Here is a 17577-nt window from a genome sequence, read left to right on the forward strand (position 1 = left end):
GGCATGAGCGCACGATCTGAGCACAACGAGACAGCGACAATAATGCTTTAAATAAGGTGATGACATGACAAGGCTTGGACACTATATCGATGGCGCAAGGGTGATTGGCACCGGCCAGCGCGACGCGCCCATTCATAACCCGGCAACCGGTGAGGAGACGGGTCGTGTGGCGCTGGCCAGCGCTGATGAAACACGTGCTGCCATTGACTCAGCTCAGGCTGCTTTGCCGGGCTGGAGCAAACTGACGCCCTTGAAACGTGCTCGCATCATGTTTCGTTTCAAAGAGTTGATCGAGCGGGATGCCGAAAAGCTGGCCACTCAGATCAGCCTGGAGCATGGCAAGGTGTTTTCTGATGCCTTGGGTGAACTGACGCGCGGCCTTGAGGTGGTGGAGTTTGCCTGCGGGATTCCTCACCTTCTTAAAGGTGAGCATTCACTGAATGTCGGCACCGATGTGGATAGCTATTCGTTGATGCAGCCGCTGGGAGTCTGTGCCGGTATTTCGCCGTTCAACTTTCCGGCCATGGTACCGATGTGGATGTTCCCGGTCGCGCTGGCTTGCGGGAATACCTTTGTCATGAAGCCCTCGGAGAAAGATCCGACGGTACCTGTGATGCTGGCAGAGCTGCTTACCGAGGCAGGTCTGCCCAAGGGGGTGTTCAACGTAGTGAATGGCGATAAGGAAGCCGTGGATGTGCTGCTCAGCGATGACAGAGTGCAGGGCATAGGTTTTGTCGGCTCCACACCGGTTGCAGAGTATATCTACGAAACAGCGTCCAGACATGGAAAGCGCGTACAGGCACTGGGCGGCGCTAAAAACCATATGGTGATCATGCCGGATGCAGATCCCGGGCAGGTGGTCAGCTCGCTGCTGGGGGCGGCCTATGGTTCTGCCGGTGAACGTTGCATGGCGATATCCGTCGCAGTCTGTGTCGGCGATGAGGTGGCAGATAAACTGGTGGATAATCTGAAGGCGGAGATCGATAGGATGCAGGTAGGCCCCGGCACCGGACAATCACCGGAGCCGCACATGGGGCCTCTGGTGAGCCGTGAGCATGCAGATAAAGTATTGGGTTATATCGAGACAGGTGTGGCAGAGGGTGCCGAGCTTGTTGCGGATGGCCGTGGTTTTATCTGCAAGGACAATGAGCAGGGGTACTTTGTTGGTCCGACGCTGTTCGATCAGGTGCAGCCAGATATGCGTATCTATCGTGAGGAGATCTTTGGTCCGGTACTGTGTGTGGTCAGAGTCAAGCAGTATGCAGACGCACTGGCACTGGTCAATCAGCATGAGTATGGCAATGGCACCGCTATCTTCACGCGGGATGGTGACACGGCGCGTCAGTTTACGGAGCAGGTGCAGGTGGGGATGGTTGGAGTGAATGTGCCGATTCCAGTGCCTATGGCGTTCCACAGTTTTGGTGGCTGGAAGCGCTCACTGTTCGGGCCGCTACATATGCATGGACCGGATGGCGTTCGCTTTTATACGAGGATGAAAACAGTCACTGCACGCTGGCCAACAGGAATCAGGGCAGGTGCGGAGTTCTCCATGCCAACCATGAAATGATTCAGCTCAAACACAATCAGACAGGCAGCTATTGAGGCCTGTCATGTCCGTGTATGCGGATGATCCCCGCATAAAGCGGGGATCGTCATTTCACTTGAGTCGTATATCATTCTTGACCGCGACAACTCCATCTACTGAGCGAGCGATCTGGGTGGCGCGGCTAATGTGCGCCTGTGTGCCGACAAAACCGCTTAGCTGAACAGTGCCTTTGAAGGTTTCAACGTTGATCTCCATAATCTTGAGCTCCGGATCGTTCAAAATCTCTGCTTTTACTTTTGTTGTGATGACCGAATCATCAATATACTCACCGGTACTTGACTGATTGTAGGTTGAACCGCAAGCGGCCAATGAAACTATCAGCAGCATTAAAATAAATGCTGAAACGACTTTAAAACTTTTCATATTCTGTATCTCTTGTTGGTTGTTAAAAAACTATATCCGCCCCATCAGCAGTAATATCACCAATACAACGACTATCGCTCCGACCAGACCACTGGGCCCATATCCCCAGCTTCTGCTGTGATTCCATCCAGGTATGACACCAATCAGAATCAAGATCAGTAAGACAATTAAAATAGTACCTAAAGACATGTGAGCTCTCCTGGCGGTCGTGATTTCATGCAAGTTGCTTCTGTGTGACTGCCCGTGAAATAACAATGCGCCTTTTCAAAAGTCGGCACTGTGCGCTATCGAACATTACTCTTGATAAATCTTTTATCGGTAAGTGTGCCAACGCACAGAGAGGGTGTTCGTTGTGGGGTCATAGTAAATCACGGTTTGAAGCAACTTCGCCTCTCACCGAACGAGCAAAGGGGTTTGAACATGAAAACGCCAGAAAATCAGAAACAGCAGCAACAGAAACAGCCAGCACAGGCCGGTCAGGAAACCAAACTTGCAGATGGTAACCAGAAAGATGGTAAACAGGCTAAAACCACGCCTGCTAAACAGCCAGATCCATCACCTACTAATCCTGTAAAACCACAGGCTTCTCCTCAGCAGCAGAAGCGCCCATCATGAGTCTTCCAGGGAAAGATGAGATGAAGGGCAAATGGAAGCAGCAAGTAGGCGCTGCAAAAATTGCCTGGGGAAAGTTGACTGATGACGAGATACTTCAGTCTGAAGGTCAATTGGAAAAACTATCCGGACTGGTTCAGGAGCGCTATGCGGTTACTCGTGACAATGCGGATAAACAGGTGCAGGATTTCCTCAAGGCAAATAGGCTTTCTTAACCGCTCAAACAGGTAACTGAATCCTGAACAGCGTCCCCTTAGAGACCCGACTGGTGGCTTTGATCTTACCGTGATGAGCCACCACTGTGTTATACACGATACTCAGCCCCAGCCCGGTGCCCTGTCCGACATCACGTGTCGTGAAAAAGGGGTCGAAAATCTTTTGCAGATAATCCTTATCAATACCACAGCCAGTATCAAAGAAGTTGATTCGTATCCAGCCGTTACCAAGATCACGTGTGCTTATCCTGACCTTACCCTCATTGTCCCGTGTTGCCATGGCTGCATTGATCAGCAGATTAATGAAGGATTGCAGCAGTTCACTTTTCATACAGTTAATCTGAGGTAATGGACTCAGTGAAGTAGTCAGCAGTTTGCTGTCTTTAAACTGAGGCAACACCACCTCAATTGCGGATCGCAGCAGTGCATTGATGTCATGCTTCTCCATGATCTGCTGATCATGGCTGGTGAAACTTTCCAGCGTGGATACAATGTTTTTGACTCGGTCGACACCTTCATGGCTCTCGTGAAGCAGATCCTTGATATCACTGAGCATATAGTCAAGTTCGTTGTCTATCATCTGCTGCTGTAGCTGCTCGGTGTCCTGGCGCAATGCGGGTGTGATCTGCTGCTCCAACAACTGATTTACCAGTAGCTGTCCTGCCTCCAGCATGCTGTTGATCTCCTGCATATATTTGCCCAATGTGGACAAATTGCTGGAGATAAAGCCGATAGGGTTGTTGATCTCGTGGGCAACGCCGGCCGCAAGCTGGCCGATAGAGGCCATTTTTTCACTGTAGAGCATCCGTGATTGAGTCTTTTTGAGCTGCAGCAGGGCGCGTTTCAGTGTCTCCTGGTTTTTGAGCAGTGCCGCAGTGCGCTCTTCGACACGGGCTTCGAGGTGCAGCTGTGCGTCCTGTAACGCGAACTGGCTCTCTTCCAGGGCGTGTATCTGGCGGTAGGTACGAAGTGCAGAAGTGATACTGGTGATCAATCGATTGCGTGTCAGATCAGCTTTTGATGCGTAATCGTTGATATCATACTGATCAATTACTTGCATCTCCGGTGCCTGACCTGGCTGACCGGTTCGCAGAATGATGCGGGTGGCTTTATCCTCGAGTTCATCGCGAATCCGGCCGACCAGGCGCAGTCCTGCGTCTTCTGTCTCCATCACCACATCCAGCAGAATGCAGGCAAAGCTTCGTTCCTGCAAAAGTTTGAAAGCTTCGGCAGCCGAAAAGGCGCTGGTAAATGCAAGTGGATGTCCCAGCAATCTTATGTCCTTCAGGACGATCTGGGTCACCTCATGCACATCGGGTTCGTCATCGACCAACAGAACCTGCCAAGCATCTGTATCGGTTGATGATAAGGAGCTTTGTGTTTCATGTTGCAGGTCTGATTCATCTGCAAACGTGATCAGGTCAGTGTCTGGTGCCAGCTCAGCTGCCATGGGACAGAGATCCTTGCATGGTTAGTTATTGTTATGATCAGTTAAGTGTAGTCAGTTAAGTGTAGCAAAATAGCAACAAGATAGAACAAAACATTGAATAAGTGATGTAATAGGGGGAGAAAGGGCGGGCTGAAGGCTGGGAGAGTTGCCGACAACCCGCAAAAAGGGGGATTTTCTGAGCTTAAGTGACTGAGCCTGGTTTACTGGCCCTTGATTTCATGACGACCACGATAGATGGCCTGATCTCCCAGCGCCTCTTCAATACGCAGCAGGCGGTTATACTTGGCGACACGATCCGAGCGGCACAGTGAGCCGGTTTTGATCTGGCCAGCACAGGTGCCTACGGCAAGATCAGCGATGGTGGTGTCTTCGGTTTCACCCGAGCGGTGTGAGATAACAGCAGTGTAGCCAGCTTCGCGTGCCATCTTGATCGCATCCAGAGTTTCGCTGAGTGTTCCGATCTGATTGAACTTGATCAGAATGGAGTTGCCGATGCCTCTGCTGATCCCTTCCTTCAGAATTTTGCTGTTGGTGACGAACAGGTCATCACCGACCAGTTGTACCTTCTGACCCAATTTCTGGGTCAGATAGGCCCAGCCATCCCAATCGGACTCGTCCAGGCCATCTTCCACCGACAGAATCGGGTAACGCTCACACAGCTCTGCCAGATAATCACTGAAGCCGTTAGAGGAGAACTGCTTGCCCTCACCGGACAGATCGTATTGACCATCGCGGTAGAACTCGGATGCCGCGCAATCCAGTGCCAGCGTGACATCCTTGCCGAGCTGATAACCGGCATTGGCAACCGCCTGCTCTATCACGACCAGCGCTTCTTCATTGGAGCCCAGGTTCGGTGCAAAACCACCTTCGTCGCCCACTGCCGTACTCAGACCACGTGCCTTCAGCACCGCTTTAAGCGCATGGAAGATTTCGGTGCCACAACGAAGCCCTTCGCGGAATGAGGTGAAGCCGACCGGCTGAACCATGAACTCCTGAATATCGACATTGTTATCGGCATGCTCACCGCCATTGATGATATTCATCATCGGTAGCGGCATGGAGTACTGACCGGGAGTGCCATTCAGATCAGCAATGTGGGCATAAAGGGGAATCCCTTTTTCGGCAGCGGCGGCTTTTGCGGCTGCCAGTGATACTGCCAGGATCGCATTTGCACCCAGGTTGGTTTTATTCTCGGTACCATCCAGATCCAGCATCCGGTTATCCAGAGAAAACTGATCCTTTGCATCCATGCCAATCAGAGCGGTGCGAATCGGTCCATTCACGGCAGCAACGGCTTTCAGAACACCTTTGCCCAAGTAGCGTGATGAGTCACCATCGCGTAACTCAAGGGCTTCACGAGAGCCTGTAGACGCACCTGATGGCGCGCAGGCTGTCCCAATAGCGCCAGACTCCAGAATTACGTCGGCTTCTACGGTCGGGTTGCCTCGTGAGTCGAGCACTTCACGTGCTCTGATTTCGCGGATCATCGGATTTTCTCCTGTTATTTGAATGTGATCTGGCTATCAGGCCAGTTGGTGTGAACGCAGTTTGAACACGGTATCGCGAGCCAGTTGACGAATGGCTGCCCAGTCTTTGTCGGCCACGCGATCAGCCGGTGTCAGCCAGGAGCCCCCGACGCACATGACATTGCTCAGAATCAGATAATCAGCAGCGGTTTCCAGGCGGATACCACCCGTGGGGCAGAAGCGGATATCCGTCAATGGACCGGCAAAAGCCTTGAGCGCAGCCGTGCCACCAGCCACTTCGGCAGGGAAAAATTTGAAGCGACGGTAGCCATATGCATAGGCGGTCATCAGCTCTGACAGGGTCTGAACGCCGGGTAGCAATGGAATGCTGCTCTGAACGCCGTACTGCAGGAGTTCATCGGTGGAGCCGGGTGTCACAATAAAGCTGGACCCAGCTTCACAGGCGGTTTTGTACTGCTCCGGATTCAGCACCGTGCCTGCGCCGACATGTGCCTCGGGGAGCTTATCCGACAGTAGTTGGATCGCCTCCAGAGCCACAGGTGTACGCAGAGTGACTTCAAGTACCGTCAGGCCGCCCTCAACCAGTGCTTCGGCGATGGGCAGGGCTTCTTCAAGTGTGTTGAACGTCAGTACCGGAATCACCGGGCTCAGGGCGCACAGCTCATCTATCTGCTGGCTGGTCTGTGGAGAAAATGTCTGTAGGCTCATATCAGATCCTGTAATAAGTGGCTTGTAAGTCCCTGTCTGCCCGCAGATCAAGGGCTCCAATAGATGGTAAGAGGCAGAGAAAGAAATATCCGGATAGGCATGTCGCGGTTAGCGCCCGGCTGCAGCGCCTGTGTCAGGGTGTTGAGCTTATCCTCACCGCACAGGTGCAGGATATGCTGGCGACTGCGCAGCAAACGATGAGGTGTCAGTGTCAGGCGTTGCCAGGGAGCGGTTGTCGGCTGCAGCAGCGCGCAATCCTGTTGAGTCACCAATGCCTCATCCAGCTCAGCGGAACAGGGGAATAGTGAGGCCGTATGACCATCGTTACCCATTCCCAGAATCACCAGATCAAACAGCTCGGGCAGGGCGTCGAGACGGGCCTGGCAATCGGTCAGAATCGCATCATGAGAGAGTGCGTCATAACGATCCAGCCACAGCGGAATGAACTCAGCTGCCGCTGCCTTTTCTTGTAGTAACTGCTGTGTGATCAGTCCGGCATTGCTGTCTGGGTTTGCCAGTGGCAGGCAGCGATCATCGGCCAGGGTGATCTGGGTCGCAGCCCAGTTCAGATCTTCTGTTCTTAATTGCTGAAACAAAGGGATAGGGGTGCGTCCTCCGGAAAAGACAACGGCGGCCCGTCCCTGAGTTTTGATACCCGACTGGAGAAGGGTCATGACCTCTTCGGCCAAGGCGGCTGTCTGCTCTTCGCGGCTGTTAAAACAGCGTAGCGTGACACCCTCGGGCAGCGGCAGCTCATTATGAGCGGTCATATCATTGATGCTCATGCCAGACTCTCCCATCGGTTGCCAACAGACGATCAATTGCTTCCGGACCCCAGGTACCGGCGTCATAAGGAAGGGGAGCTTCATTCATCTCCTGCCACTGATTCAGCAGTTGGTCGCACCATTTCCAGGCGTGTTCGATCTCATCGCGTCTGACAAACAGATATTGATTGCCCTGCATCACCTCCAGCAGCAGTCGTTCATAGGCATCAGGTACGCGCTCTATGCCGAAGGCCTGAGAGAAGCTGAGCTGAAGCGGTGCCTTGCGCAGCTGCATCCCCTTGTCCAGTCCCTGATCCTTGGTCAGTATCTGCAGGGCGATCCCTTCGTCCGGCTGCAGTTTGATGATCAGCTTGTTATTGGCAAGCTGACGCTGCTCCGTATCGAAAATGTAGTGCGGCTGCTGACGGAAATGGATGGTGATCTGTGACAGCTTCTCCGGTAAACGTTTACCGGTGCGCAGATAAAAAGGAACGCCAGCCCAGCGCCAGTTACCGACTTCGGCACGAATGGCGACAAAAGTTTCGGTTGAACTGGCGGTATTGGCATCTGGCTCATCCAGATACCCTGGCACCGCATTGCCGTCGATGCTGCCGCTGGTGTACTGTCCACGCACAACATGACTGCTCATCAGCTCAGGTGTGATCGGTTTCAGCGCCTTGAGTACCTTGACCTTCTCATCACGGATACTGTCGGCAGATAGATCGGCAGGAGGATCCATGGCCACCAGACACAGCAGTTGCAACAGGTGGTTCTGCACCATGTCACGCATCTGCCCGGCCTGATCGAAATAACCCCAGCGACCTTCAATTCCGACCTTTTCGGCCACCGTGATCTCGACATGCGAGATATGATTCTGATTCCACTGGGTGCCAAACAGATTGTTGGCAAAACGCAGCGCAATCAGGTTTTGTACGGTTTCCTTTCCCAGATAATGATCGATACGGTAGATCTGAGATTCGCCGAAGTAGCGTCCGACATCTGCATTGACCTGATGTGAGGAGGCGAGGCTATTGCCGATCGGTTTTTCGAGCACGACACGGCAGGCTTCATTCAGACAGCCAGCATCGTGGAGATTGGCACTGATCTGCCCATAGATGGAGGCTGGAGTGGCATAGTAGAAGACTCGCTCATGCTCGGGCTTGCTGTTTAACAGGTCCGTTAGCGCCAGATAGGCCGCCGGCTGATCGAACGTCAGGCTCATGAACTGAATACGATGAGTGAAGCGCTCCAGTACTGCCTCCGTGAGATCGCTCTTCTGGATGTACTTGAGGAGGTTTTCCCGGGTTTGAATCATGGCACTGGCGTGGTCTGTATTGCGTGCCAGACAGATGATGCGGGTGCCATCACCGAGTAGCTCAGCACGCTCCAGTTGATAGAGGGCGGGCAATAGCTTGCGCTGTGTCAGGTCGCCGAGAGCGCCAAAAAAGATCATGTCACAGGGTGTCTGTAGCTTAGGCATGCATAATAGCCTTTTTGTAGTTATTTGACATACATTATGGATAATAGAATGTCAAAATTGGTTAGTCAACCTTATTTATTTGCTAAATTTACCTAAATAATAGGGTGTGAAACGGTCTCTGGTCTGGATTTATCTGGTCAGTATGGGTGGTTATGCCTATTTTTTCACGCTATAGTCCTGAATAACCTATTGATGTAGATAATTTACCTGGATAAGCGTATGAATGATAACCGCGGAAATCTGCTGGAAGAGATTCGCCAGCGATTGGAGACTCTGAATAAGTCTGAGCGCAAGGTGGCAACCGTCATCATGCGGGACCCTAATTCTGCCATACGTCTGACAATCACTGCGCTGGCGCAGGAAGCCGGTGTCAGTGAACCGACAGTCAATCGTTTCTGCCGTGGTTTTGATGAGCGCGGGTATCCCGACTTCAAACTGCGCCTGGCGCAGAGTCTTGCCGGTGGCATGCCTTATGTGACGCGTAATGTCGAGTTTGATGACTCCACCGAAGAGTATACCGACAAGATTTTCTCCTCAACCATTGCGGCCATAGACAGTGCGCGCAAAACTCTGCGGCCACCGGTGATTACACGTGCCGTGGACTACCTGAGCCAGGCCAAGCAGATCTTTTTCTTTGGTATGGGGGCATCGGGCCCGGTTGCGCTGGATGCGCAGCACAAGTTCTTTCGCCTGAATATTCCAGTGATGGCCTATGAAGATGCGCTGATGCAGCGAATGGTAGCGGCGGGAGCTCATACCGGTGATGTGATCGTGATCATCTCTTATACCGGTCGTACCCGGGAGTTGGTTGAGATAGCCGGTATCGGGCGTGAAAGCGGTGCGACTGTAATCGGTATTACCACTGAGCATTCGCCACTGGCGAAGGAGTGTACGCTGCTGTTGTCGGTGCCGAGTCAGGAAGATACGGATATTTATATGCCAATGACATCGCGCCTGATTCAGCTGACCATGCTGGACGTGCTGGCCACAGGTGTGACGCTGCGTAGAGGGGTGGATTTTCAGCGCTATCTGAAACGGATCAAAGATAGCCTGGCGTCAACTCGTTTTGCCAACGAGTGACGCCAGATGATCCGTCAGGTCAGGAGACCTTCTGGCCGACAGTGATGATCTTCATCGTGTTGGTGCCGCCCTGTGCATTCAGGTAGTCACCCTTGGTGATGATCACACGGTCGCCATCTTTCACGGCCTCGCGCTGAATCAGTTCATCCACAGCACGCTGATTGATCTCTTCCGGTGGCAGTTGGTCCGCATAGAAGGGGATCGTCTGCACGCCGCGATACAGCGCCACGCGAAACTGAGTGTCGGCACGACGAGACATCGCATAGATCGGCAGTGGTGAGCGGATGCGTGACATCAGGCGTGGCGTCAGGCCGGTTTCCGACATGCAGATGATCGCTTTCACGCCCTGCAGGTGGTTGGCGGCATACATCGCCGACAGTGCAATCGCTTCATCGATCTGCTGAAACTCTTCATAGATGCGGTGCTTCGACTTGTGCGTGATCGGATGTAGCTCGGCACCGATGATGATGCGCGCCATCGCTTCCACCGCTTCGGTCGGGTAATCCCCGGCGGCAGTTTCGGCTGACAGCATCACCGCATCAGTGTAGTCCATCACCGCATTGGCCACGTCCGATACTTCGGCGCGGGTCGGCATCGGGCTGTTGATCATCGACTCCATCATCTGGGTCGCAGTGATCACGATCTTGTTCAGGGCGCGGGCGCGCGCAATGATATGCTTCTGCACACCGACCAGTGTCGCATCGCCGATCTCAACCGCCAGATCACCGCGTGCCACCATGACCACTTCCGAGGCGCGGATGACATCATCCAGGATCTCGTCATCGGCCACGGTTTCGGCGCGTTCGATCTTGGCTACCAGGCCTGCAGTGGAGCCGGTTGCTTCAAGCAGTGCGCGCGCTTCATGCATGTCAGAGGCATCACGTGGGAAGGAGACGGCGACATAATCCACACCGATCTCGGCCGCGAGTTTGATATCTTCCTTATCCTTGTCGGTCAGTGCTTTTGCCGACAGGCCACCACCCTTGCGGTTGATCCCTTTATTGTTTGACAGCTCACCGCCGATCACAACACGGGTGATCACCTGGTCGCCTTCGACAGACTGGACCTCCAGCTCCAGGCGGCCATCGTCCAGCAGCAGAATATCGCCGGGGCGGGAGTCGTTGACCAGTGCTTCGTAGTCGATACCGACCCGTTCCACTGTGCCGGCATCCTTATCCAGCCCAGAGTCCAGGGTGAAAATCTGACCCTTCTTCAGTGTTACTTTCTTGTCTGCAAAGCGGGCGATGCGGATCTTTGGACCCTGCAGGTCGCCGAGAAGGGCGACATGGCGGCCATGCTTGGCAGACAGTTCCCGAACCAGACGGGCGCGATCAGCATGATCACTGGCTTCTCCATGAGAGAAGTTCAGTCGCATCACGTCAGCACCGGCGAGAATCAGGCGCTCAATCGCTTCGGGAGAGCTGGTGGCCGGGCCGAGTGTGGCGACTATCTTGGTACGTCTTAACATGTTCTGCTCCTCAGGCGGGTGCCTGCATCAGGGCGAGTGTGTTGTCGAGCATGCGATTCGAGAAGCCCCACTCATTATCGTACCAGGCCATGATTTTCACCAGGCGGCCGGATACCTTGGTTTGTGATGCATCAAAAATCGATGACAGGGGGTTGTGGTTAAAATCCACTGATACCAGTGGAAGATCATTATAACCCAGTACTTGTGACGTTTTACTTGCGGTTTCCAGTAGGCGGTTAACCTCTTCCACGCTGGTTTTGCGCTCGGCGATAAAGTTCAGATCGACCAGTGATACATTGATGGTCGGAACGCGCACGGCCATGCCATCAAACTTGCCTGCCAGTTCTGGCAGCACCAGGCCAACAGCAGATGCTGCGCCGGTTTTGGTCGGAATCATCGACTGAGTGGCTGAGCGGGCGCGATACAGGTCGCTGTGATAGACGTCAGACAGATTCTGGTCATTGGTGTAGGCATGAATTGTGGTCATCAGGCCGCTTTCGATACCGATCTCGCGTTGCAGAACCTGAGCCACGGGAGCGAGGCAGTTGGTGGTGCAGGAGGCGTTGGAGATAATCTGGTGAGACTGGCGCAGTACCTGGTCATTGACACCAAAGACGACGGTGGCGTCGACATCTGTGCCGGGGGCTGAGATGATCACCTTCCGTGCGCCGGATTCGAGGTGTGCCGCGGCTTTACTGCGGCTGGTGAACAGGCCTGTGCACTCGTAGACAACATCGATGTTCAGTTCTTTCCAGGGCAGTTCGGCTGGGTTGCGCAGAGCGCTGATGCTGATTTTGTCGCCGTTGACGATCATGGAGTCATTATCATGGCTGACATCGCCGCTGAATTGTCCGTGAACCGTGTCATACTTGAATAGGTGGGCGTTGATGTTGGCATCGCCCAGATCATTGATGGCGACAACCTGAATGCGATCACGGTAGTTGTTTTCGTAGAGTGCACGCAGCACATTGCGGCCGATACGGCCGAAGCCATTAATGGCAACCCGGATAGTCATAATTCTGAAACCTCTGTGGTCAGTTTGTTCTATTTTTATTGGTAAATATTACTGTATTTTTTCTTAAATACACAGCTTAAATGCAAAAAGATATGTAAAATTACCAAAATAAAGAGTTAAAATGGCCCTATTACAATAAATTCGGTTTCATCCGAGCGGGAGATACTATGCACAGCAACGTCCAGGCCGTCACCGAGCGAATTATCGAGCGCAGTAAATCCACGCGTGCCAACTATCTGAGGAGCATGCAGGACGCGCAGGAACAAGGTGTGCATCGTGGCGCGCTGTCCTGCGGGAATCTGGCGCACGGTTTTGCGGCGTGTCAGGCCGATGATAAGAATGCGCTGAAAATGATGAATGCCGTCAACATCGGTATCGTTACTGCTTATAACGATATGTTGTCGGCACACCAGCCTTATGAAACCTATCCGCAACTGATCCGCGAAGCGGCTCGGGAGATGGGATCCGTGGCACAGGTTGCCGGTGGTGTGCCGGCGATGTGTGACGGTGTCACTCAGGGGCGCCCTGGCATGGAGCTGAGTCTGTTCAGTCGGGATGTGATCGCGATGTCGGCTGCTGTGGCGATGTCGCACAATATGTTTGATGCGGCACTTTATCTCGGTATCTGCGACAAGATCGTACCGGGGCTGTTGATGGCCGCGTTGCGTTTCGGTCATCTGCCGACGATTTTTGTACCGGCTGGCCCCATGACATCCGGTTTGTCCAACAAGGAAAAAGCGCATATCCGTCAGCTCTACGCCGAAGGCAAGGTGGGTCGTGATGCGCTGCTGGAGTGCGAATCCAGTTCCTATCACAGTGCTGGTACCTGCACCTTCTATGGCACGGCGAATACCAATCAGATGGTGGTAGAGACGATGGGGTTGCACCTGCCAGGTGCGTCTTTCATCAATCCGGGCACGCCGCTGCGTGATGCGCTGACGCGCGAAGCTGCACAGCAGGCGATCCGCCTGACACCCTCGAATGGTCGTTTTACACCACTCTATGAAGTGATCGACGAGCGCACCATCGTCAATGGTCTGGTAGCGTTGCTGGCCAGCGGTGGTTCCACCAACCATACCCTGCATTTTGTTGCGATCGCCAGAGCAGCCGGCATCATCATCAACTGGGATGATTTCTCTGATCTCTCCGCTGTTGTGCCTTTATTGGCGCGGATCTATCCGAATGGATCAGCAGACATCAATCACTTTCAGGCGGCTGGTGGTACGGCTTTCCTGATTCGTGAGTTACTTGGAGCCGGGTTGTTGCATGAAGATGTGATGACGGTGGTGGGTCAGGGGCTGTCACGCTACACGCGTGAACCTTTCCTGGAAGAGGGTAAGCTGGTGTGGCGTGATGGGCCTGATGAGTCGCTGGACTCCACGGTGCTGGCAACGGCAGCAGCTCCCTTCAGTGAGGATGGCGGGCTGAAAGTACTGCATGGAAATCTCGGGCGCGGTGTGATCAAGGTATCTGCCGTTGCGCCTGAGCATCAGGTGGTTGAGGCGCCCGCCATCGTCTTCGAGGATCAGGATGATATGGCTGATGCCTTCAAACGCGGTGAGTTGGAGAAGGATTTTGTTGCCGTGGTGCGCTTTCAAGGGCCTAAAGCGATCGGTATGCCTGAGCTGCATAAGCTGACGCCCTATCTGGGTACGCTTCAGGATCGCGGTTTTCATGTCGCACTGGTGACCGACGGGCGCATGTCGGGTGCCTCCGGTAAGGTACCTGCGGCGATACATGTGTGGCCTGAGGCTTGCGAAGGTGGCCCGCTGGCACGTGTACGCAATGGTGATGTGATTCGTGTGGATGCCACCAAGGGGGTGCTGGATCTCAAGGTTGATGAGCAGACACTGGCGCAACGTGAGGTGGTGCTGCCGGTCGGGGTGGTGAAGCACCAATCGGGTATGGGGCGTGAGCTGTTTGCACCGATGCGCCACAGTGTTAACTGTGCGGAGCAGGGGGCAACGGTTTTCTTTCATCCTGAGGTGGATGCATGAGTCGTTATTCACTGGTGGCGGATGTCGGAGGCACTAACGCACGGTTTGCGTTGGTCGCTGAAGGCAGTCGCGATCTTGAGCAGGTGCAGACACTTGCTTGTGCCGATTATGAAAATCTGGATGCGGCTTGCCTGGAATATTTCAGGCAGACTGGGGTTTCGGGAATTACCCGTGCAAGTCTGGCTTTTGCCTGCCCGGTTCAGGTTGAAACCATTCGCATGACCAATAATCACTGGGTCTTCACCCGCGATATGCTTCGCTCACGCCTGGGGCTTGAGCAGCTTGAGCTGCTGAATGATTTCACGGCGATGGCGCTGGGCATGCTGGAGGTTCGACCGGATGAGTTGCAGGATGTCGGGGCAGGGCAAGGGCTGGAGGGTGCTCCCAGACTGGTGATTGGTCCGGGAACCGGGTTGGGTGTGTCGGCACTGGTACCGTCAGGCGGCCAGGATAATAGATGGATTGCGCTCGCAACGGAGGGTGGGCATGTCAGCTTCGCCCCGACAGATGAGGTTGAGGTTGAGGTCTGGCGCAGACTCAAACAGCAGTTTGGGCGTGTTTCGGTTGAACGTATTCTCTGTGGCCAGGGGTTGGTTAATCTGTACCGAGCGCTGGCGCAGTATCATCAACAACCTTTCGATGAGAGCCTCACACCTGCCGATATCACGGCTGCGGGTCTGGCGGGTAATGACCTCGCGGCCGAAACGCTGCAACGCTTCTGTCGTATCCTCGGTGAGCAGGCTGGAGATGCGGTGCTGACACTGGGTGCTCGCGGTGGGGTCTATCTGTGCGGTGGTATTCTGCCGAGGATGGCGGATTTTCTGCAGCAAAGTGCTTTTCGTGAAGGGTTCGAAGCCAAAGGGCGTTTTGAGGGGTATCTGCGAGAGGTGCCGGTCTGGCTGTGTACGGCCAAGCATCCGGGGCTGCTTGGCGCTGCCGCCGCACTGCGTTAAGAGACCAAGGATAAACGTACCTCGGATAAATGTACCTGACCCCTTTTTCCCTGGCCCCTTTTTCCCTTTTCCTTCTATTCAGAGATCGGGCAGCCGCTCTTTCAGGTATGCCTCGTAATCTGGTACCTGATACTGATGGGCTTGCGACATCAGTGGTGAGCTGATCAGGAAGTCGGCCGAGCTGCGATTGCACGCCACCGGCACATTCCAGACGGCTGCGATACGCAGCAGTGCTTTGACATCCGGATCGTGTGGCATCGCTTCGAAGGGATCCCAGAAGAAGATGACCATATCCATCTCCATGGTCGTCAGCATTGAGCCAATCTGCTGATCACCACCGAGTGGGCCGCTGATCAGCTTGTTGATATCAATGCCCAGACCCTTCTCCAGCAGGTGACCGGTAGTGCCTGTGGCAAACAGCTTGTGCTGGTTGAGTTGATCCAGATTGGTTCTGGCCCAGTCCAGCAGCTCCTTCTTCATATTGTCGTGTGCGATCAGAGCGATGCGTTTGCTGGTTGGCATGGAGATGGTTTTGCGCTTCATTTTGTCACCTGTTCAGTTAAAAACAGCTCAGTTAAAAGCCTGTCGATATCAGCTTTTATTGATCATTTTCGAGGTTTCCGCCAGTAGCTTGCGTTGCTGTTTGAAATGGCGGATCAGATTGCCGGTGGATGCATCATGCGCCAGCAACTCCTTGTCTCCGGTCAGTTCCGGCAGTATCCGTTTGGCCAGTGTCTTGCCCAGCTCAACACCCCACTGATCGAAAGAGCAGATGTTCCAGATCACACCCTGCACAAATATCTTATGCTCATAAAGCGCAATCAGAGCACCCAGCGTGCGAGGGTCAAGGCGCTGCAGCAGCAGGGTGTTGGTGGGTCTGTTACCGTAGTGAACCTTATGCGGAACGAGGCGCTGAATCTCCTCTTCCGGCAGCCCTTTACTCTGCAGATCTTCGCGCACCTCTTCTGCACTGATGCCGTTCATCAGAGCTTCTGTCTGGGCAAAGAAGTTGGCCATCAGATTGTCATGATGGCCGGGTACCGGCGTGCTGCTTTCGACGGTACCGATAAAATCAGCCGGTACGATGGTGTTGCTCTGATGCAGATATTGGTAAAAGGCGTGCTGGCCGTCGATCCCCAATTGACCCCAGATGATGGCACCGGTCCTGTGTGGAACCGGTTCACCATTATGATCGATCGACTTGCCGTTACTTTCCATCTCCGCCTGCTGCAGATAGGCTGAGAAGCGTGCCAGCGGCCAGTTGTAGGGCAGAATCGCCTGCGACTGATAACCGAGGAACGTGCTGTTCCAGATGCTGGCCAGTGCCAGGATGACGGGTGCATTTTTTTCCAGTGGTTCGTCACGGAAGTGGATGTCCATCTCGTGAGCGCCTGTCAGCAACTCCTCGAACTGGCGGAAGCCCAGATAAAGGGCGATTGGCAGACCAATGGCCGACCAGAGCGAAAAGCGTCCGCCGACCCAGTCCCACATCTGGAAGCTGTTTTCCGGCTCAATGCCGAACGCCTTGATCGCTTCGTGATTGCTGGATACGGCAACAAAGTGCTTACCAACAGCACGCTCATCAAAGGCCGATGACATCAGCCAGTTGCGCGCGGTGTTGGCGTTGGTCATGGTCTCGCTGGTAGTGAAAGTTTTCGAGGCCACCACGAAGAGTACACGCTCAGGGTTCAGTGGGCGCAGCGTGTTGGCGATCTCGACACCATCTACGTTGGAAACAAAGTGCACGCGGATACGGTCATCGGCATAGGGTTTCAGCGCCTGTGTGACCATGCGAGGGCCAAGGTCCGATCCGCCGATCCCCAGGTTAACAACATCGGTGATGCGTTTGCCCGAATAACCGCGCCACTGGCCTTTGCGTACCTTGTTAACGAAATTTTTCATGCGCGCCAGTTCGTTGTTTACGGCGGGCATCACATTCTTGCCATCAACATAGACAGGGGTATTAGTGCGGTTGCGCAGGGCTGTGTGCAGCACGGAGCGGCGTTCGGTGATATTGATCCGATCGCCCTGAAACATGCGCTGGCGCCAGTCATCGACATTGGCTTCGCGCGCGAGCCCGAGCAATGCATTTTTGGTTTCGTCATCAATCAGGTTTTTCGAGTAATCCAGCAGAATGTTCTGCACACTGAACGACATCTTGTTAAAGCGATCCGGATCGGCAGCAAACAGTTCGCGCAGATGGGTGCTGCGTGCCCTTTCAGCCAGCTGTTGCAGGTGAAGCCAGGCGTCGGTTTCATAGATGTGACTCATAACTGGATCCTTTCTATTTATTATCGATCAGGTGTAAGTATTATCGATCAGGCCGGATAGGGTGATGGTCGGGCCATTGGTAGCGATTGTGAGTTATTGGTTTTAATT

General features: G+C 53.9%; 17 protein-coding genes. 6 read left to right on the forward strand and 11 right to left on the reverse strand.

The window, feature by feature from the left end; genetic code table 11:
* The first annotated feature begins 64 nt into the window (after positions 1-64).
* Positions 65-1567, forward strand: coding sequence for a CoA-acylating methylmalonate-semialdehyde dehydrogenase (locus tag ACK3CJ_RS05305; RefSeq protein WP_409525388.1), 1503 nt, complete (start codon positions 65-67; stop codon positions 1565-1567).
* A 90-nt stretch (positions 1568-1657) separates the two neighbouring features.
* Here ACK3CJ_RS05305 and ACK3CJ_RS05310 read toward each other — a convergent pair whose 3' ends face one another.
* Both ACK3CJ_RS05310 and ACK3CJ_RS05315 read right to left on the reverse strand, forming a co-directional pair.
* A complete protein-coding gene (locus ACK3CJ_RS05310) occupies positions 1658-1969 on the reverse strand; it encodes a BON domain-containing protein (RefSeq protein ID WP_409525389.1) in 312 nt (103 codons plus the stop codon).
* Positions 1970-1999: 30 nt separating this feature from the next.
* The gene (locus tag ACK3CJ_RS05315; RefSeq protein WP_409525390.1) at positions 2000-2158 is read right to left on the reverse strand and encodes a DUF3309 family protein; all 159 of its coding nucleotides are present in this window, start codon (positions 2156-2158) and stop codon (positions 2000-2002) included.
* Positions 2159-2389: 231 nt separating this feature from the next.
* Here ACK3CJ_RS05315 and ACK3CJ_RS05320 point away from each other — a divergent pair, with 231 nt between their 5' ends.
* Both ACK3CJ_RS05320 and ACK3CJ_RS05325 read left to right on the forward strand, forming a co-directional pair.
* Positions 2390-2584, forward strand: coding sequence for a hypothetical protein (locus ACK3CJ_RS05320; RefSeq protein ID WP_409525391.1), 195 nt, complete (start codon positions 2390-2392; stop codon positions 2582-2584).
* Between the two features lie 20 nt (positions 2585-2604).
* The gene (locus ACK3CJ_RS05325) at positions 2605-2796 is read left to right on the forward strand and encodes a CsbD family protein (protein ID WP_409525392.1); all 192 of its coding nucleotides are present in this window, start codon (positions 2605-2607) and stop codon (positions 2794-2796) included.
* Positions 2797-2800: 4 nt separating this feature from the next.
* On the opposite strand, the gene ACK3CJ_RS05330 is transcribed toward ACK3CJ_RS05325, so the two are convergent.
* The 5 genes from ACK3CJ_RS05330 to zwf all read right to left on the reverse strand — a co-directional run bounded on the left by ACK3CJ_RS05330 (position 2801) and on the right by zwf (position 8685).
* Positions 2801-4246, reverse strand: coding sequence for a hybrid sensor histidine kinase/response regulator (locus ACK3CJ_RS05330; protein ID WP_409525393.1), 1446 nt, complete (start codon positions 4244-4246; stop codon positions 2801-2803).
* Positions 4247-4446: 200 nt separating this feature from the next.
* Positions 4447-5733, reverse strand: coding sequence for a phosphopyruvate hydratase (eno, locus tag ACK3CJ_RS05335; protein WP_409525394.1), 1287 nt, complete (start codon positions 5731-5733; stop codon positions 4447-4449).
* A 36-nt stretch (positions 5734-5769) separates the two neighbouring features.
* Entirely contained in the window at positions 5770-6441 is a 672-nt protein-coding gene (locus ACK3CJ_RS05340; RefSeq protein ID WP_409525395.1) for a bifunctional 4-hydroxy-2-oxoglutarate aldolase/2-dehydro-3-deoxy-phosphogluconate aldolase, read from the reverse strand.
* A 47-nt stretch (positions 6442-6488) separates the two neighbouring features.
* Positions 6489-7226, reverse strand: a complete 738-nt coding sequence (gene pgl / locus ACK3CJ_RS05345; protein WP_409525396.1) for a 6-phosphogluconolactonase — start codon at positions 7224-7226, stop codon at positions 6489-6491.
* Positions 7213-8685 (reverse strand): glucose-6-phosphate dehydrogenase, encoded by a 1473-nt coding sequence (gene zwf / locus ACK3CJ_RS05350; protein WP_409525397.1) that lies wholly within the window; start codon positions 8683-8685, stop codon positions 7213-7215. Before zwf ends, pgl begins: the two co-directional genes overlap by 14 nt.
* A gap of 219 nt (positions 8686-8904) precedes the next feature.
* Here zwf and ACK3CJ_RS05355 point away from each other — a divergent pair, with 219 nt between their 5' ends.
* The gene (locus tag ACK3CJ_RS05355) at positions 8905-9765 is read left to right on the forward strand and encodes a MurR/RpiR family transcriptional regulator (RefSeq protein WP_409525398.1); all 861 of its coding nucleotides are present in this window, start codon (positions 8905-8907) and stop codon (positions 9763-9765) included.
* A gap of 19 nt (positions 9766-9784) precedes the next feature.
* Here the strand turns inward: ACK3CJ_RS05355 and pyk are convergent, their stop codons facing one another.
* Positions 9785-11233: a pyruvate kinase gene (gene pyk, locus ACK3CJ_RS05360; protein WP_409525399.1), complete on the reverse strand. Its 1449-nt coding sequence runs from the start codon at positions 11231-11233 to the stop codon at positions 9785-9787.
* Between the two features lie 10 nt (positions 11234-11243).
* A complete protein-coding gene (gene gap / locus ACK3CJ_RS05365; RefSeq protein ID WP_409525400.1) occupies positions 11244-12248 on the reverse strand; it encodes a type I glyceraldehyde-3-phosphate dehydrogenase in 1005 nt (334 codons plus the stop codon).
* Positions 12249-12415: 167 nt separating this feature from the next.
* Between gap and edd the strand changes: the two genes are divergently transcribed.
* Together edd and glk are read left to right on the forward strand one after the other, a co-directional pair.
* Positions 12416-14245, forward strand: coding sequence for a phosphogluconate dehydratase (gene edd / locus ACK3CJ_RS05370; RefSeq protein WP_409525401.1), 1830 nt, complete (start codon positions 12416-12418; stop codon positions 14243-14245).
* Positions 14242-15198: a glucokinase gene (glk, locus tag ACK3CJ_RS05375; RefSeq protein ID WP_409525402.1), complete on the forward strand. Its 957-nt coding sequence runs from the start codon at positions 14242-14244 to the stop codon at positions 15196-15198. The genes edd and glk overlap by 4 nt, the downstream gene beginning before the upstream one ends.
* A gap of 78 nt (positions 15199-15276) precedes the next feature.
* Here glk and ACK3CJ_RS05380 read toward each other — a convergent pair whose 3' ends face one another.
* On the reverse strand, positions 15277-15741 hold the full coding sequence (locus tag ACK3CJ_RS05380) for a methylglyoxal synthase (RefSeq protein WP_409525404.1): 465 nt from the start codon (positions 15739-15741) through the stop codon (positions 15277-15279).
* A gap of 48 nt (positions 15742-15789) precedes the next feature.
* Entirely contained in the window at positions 15790-17469 is a 1680-nt protein-coding gene (pgi, locus tag ACK3CJ_RS05385) for a glucose-6-phosphate isomerase (RefSeq protein ID WP_409525405.1), read from the reverse strand.
* Positions 17470-17577 lie beyond the last annotated feature (108 nt).

It is taken from the genome of Nitrincola salilacus, assembly GCF_046271865.1.
Classification (GTDB): Bacteria; Pseudomonadota; Gammaproteobacteria; order Pseudomonadales; family Balneatricaceae; genus Nitrincola; species Nitrincola salilacus.

What these genes read in the sequence shown, in the direction of transcription:
- ACK3CJ_RS05355 (WP_409525398.1), top strand. Translation starts at nt 8,905, where the DNA reads ATGAATGATAACCGCGGAAATCTGCTGGAAGAGATTCGCCAGCGATTG.
- ACK3CJ_RS05315 (WP_409525390.1), bottom strand. Translation starts at nt 2,158, where the DNA reads ATGTCTTTAGGTACTATTTTAATTGTCTTACTGATCTTGATTCTGATT.
- ACK3CJ_RS05380 (WP_409525404.1), bottom strand. Translation starts at nt 15,741, where the DNA reads ATGAAGCGCAAAACCATCTCCATGCCAACCAGCAAACGCATCGCTCTG.
- glk (WP_409525402.1), top strand. Translation starts at nt 14,242, where the DNA reads ATGAGTCGTTATTCACTGGTGGCGGATGTCGGAGGCACTAACGCACGG.
- ACK3CJ_RS05320 (WP_409525391.1), top strand. Translation starts at nt 2,390, where the DNA reads ATGAAAACGCCAGAAAATCAGAAACAGCAGCAACAGAAACAGCCAGCA.
- ACK3CJ_RS05305 (WP_409525388.1), top strand. Translation starts at nt 65, where the DNA reads ATGACAAGGCTTGGACACTATATCGATGGCGCAAGGGTGATTGGCACC.
- gap (WP_409525400.1), bottom strand. Translation starts at nt 12,248, where the DNA reads ATGACTATCCGGGTTGCCATTAATGGCTTCGGCCGTATCGGCCGCAAT.
- ACK3CJ_RS05340 (WP_409525395.1), bottom strand. Translation starts at nt 6,441, where the DNA reads ATGAGCCTACAGACATTTTCTCCACAGACCAGCCAGCAGATAGATGAG.
- eno (WP_409525394.1), bottom strand. Translation starts at nt 5,733, where the DNA reads ATGATCCGCGAAATCAGAGCACGTGAAGTGCTCGACTCACGAGGCAAC.
- pyk (WP_409525399.1), bottom strand. Translation starts at nt 11,233, where the DNA reads ATGTTAAGACGTACCAAGATAGTCGCCACACTCGGCCCGGCCACCAGC.
- ACK3CJ_RS05330 (WP_409525393.1), bottom strand. Translation starts at nt 4,246, where the DNA reads ATGGCAGCTGAGCTGGCACCAGACACTGACCTGATCACGTTTGCAGAT.
- ACK3CJ_RS05310 (WP_409525389.1), bottom strand. Translation starts at nt 1,969, where the DNA reads ATGAAAAGTTTTAAAGTCGTTTCAGCATTTATTTTAATGCTGCTGATA.
- pgi (WP_409525405.1), bottom strand. Translation starts at nt 17,469, where the DNA reads ATGAGTCACATCTATGAAACCGACGCCTGGCTTCACCTGCAACAGCTG.
- zwf (WP_409525397.1), bottom strand. Translation starts at nt 8,685, where the DNA reads ATGCCTAAGCTACAGACACCCTGTGACATGATCTTTTTTGGCGCTCTC.
- ACK3CJ_RS05325 (WP_409525392.1), top strand. Translation starts at nt 2,605, where the DNA reads ATGAAGGGCAAATGGAAGCAGCAAGTAGGCGCTGCAAAAATTGCCTGG.
- pgl (WP_409525396.1), bottom strand. Translation starts at nt 7,226, where the DNA reads ATGAGCATCAATGATATGACCGCTCATAATGAGCTGCCGCTGCCCGAG.
- edd (WP_409525401.1), top strand. Translation starts at nt 12,416, where the DNA reads ATGCACAGCAACGTCCAGGCCGTCACCGAGCGAATTATCGAGCGCAGT.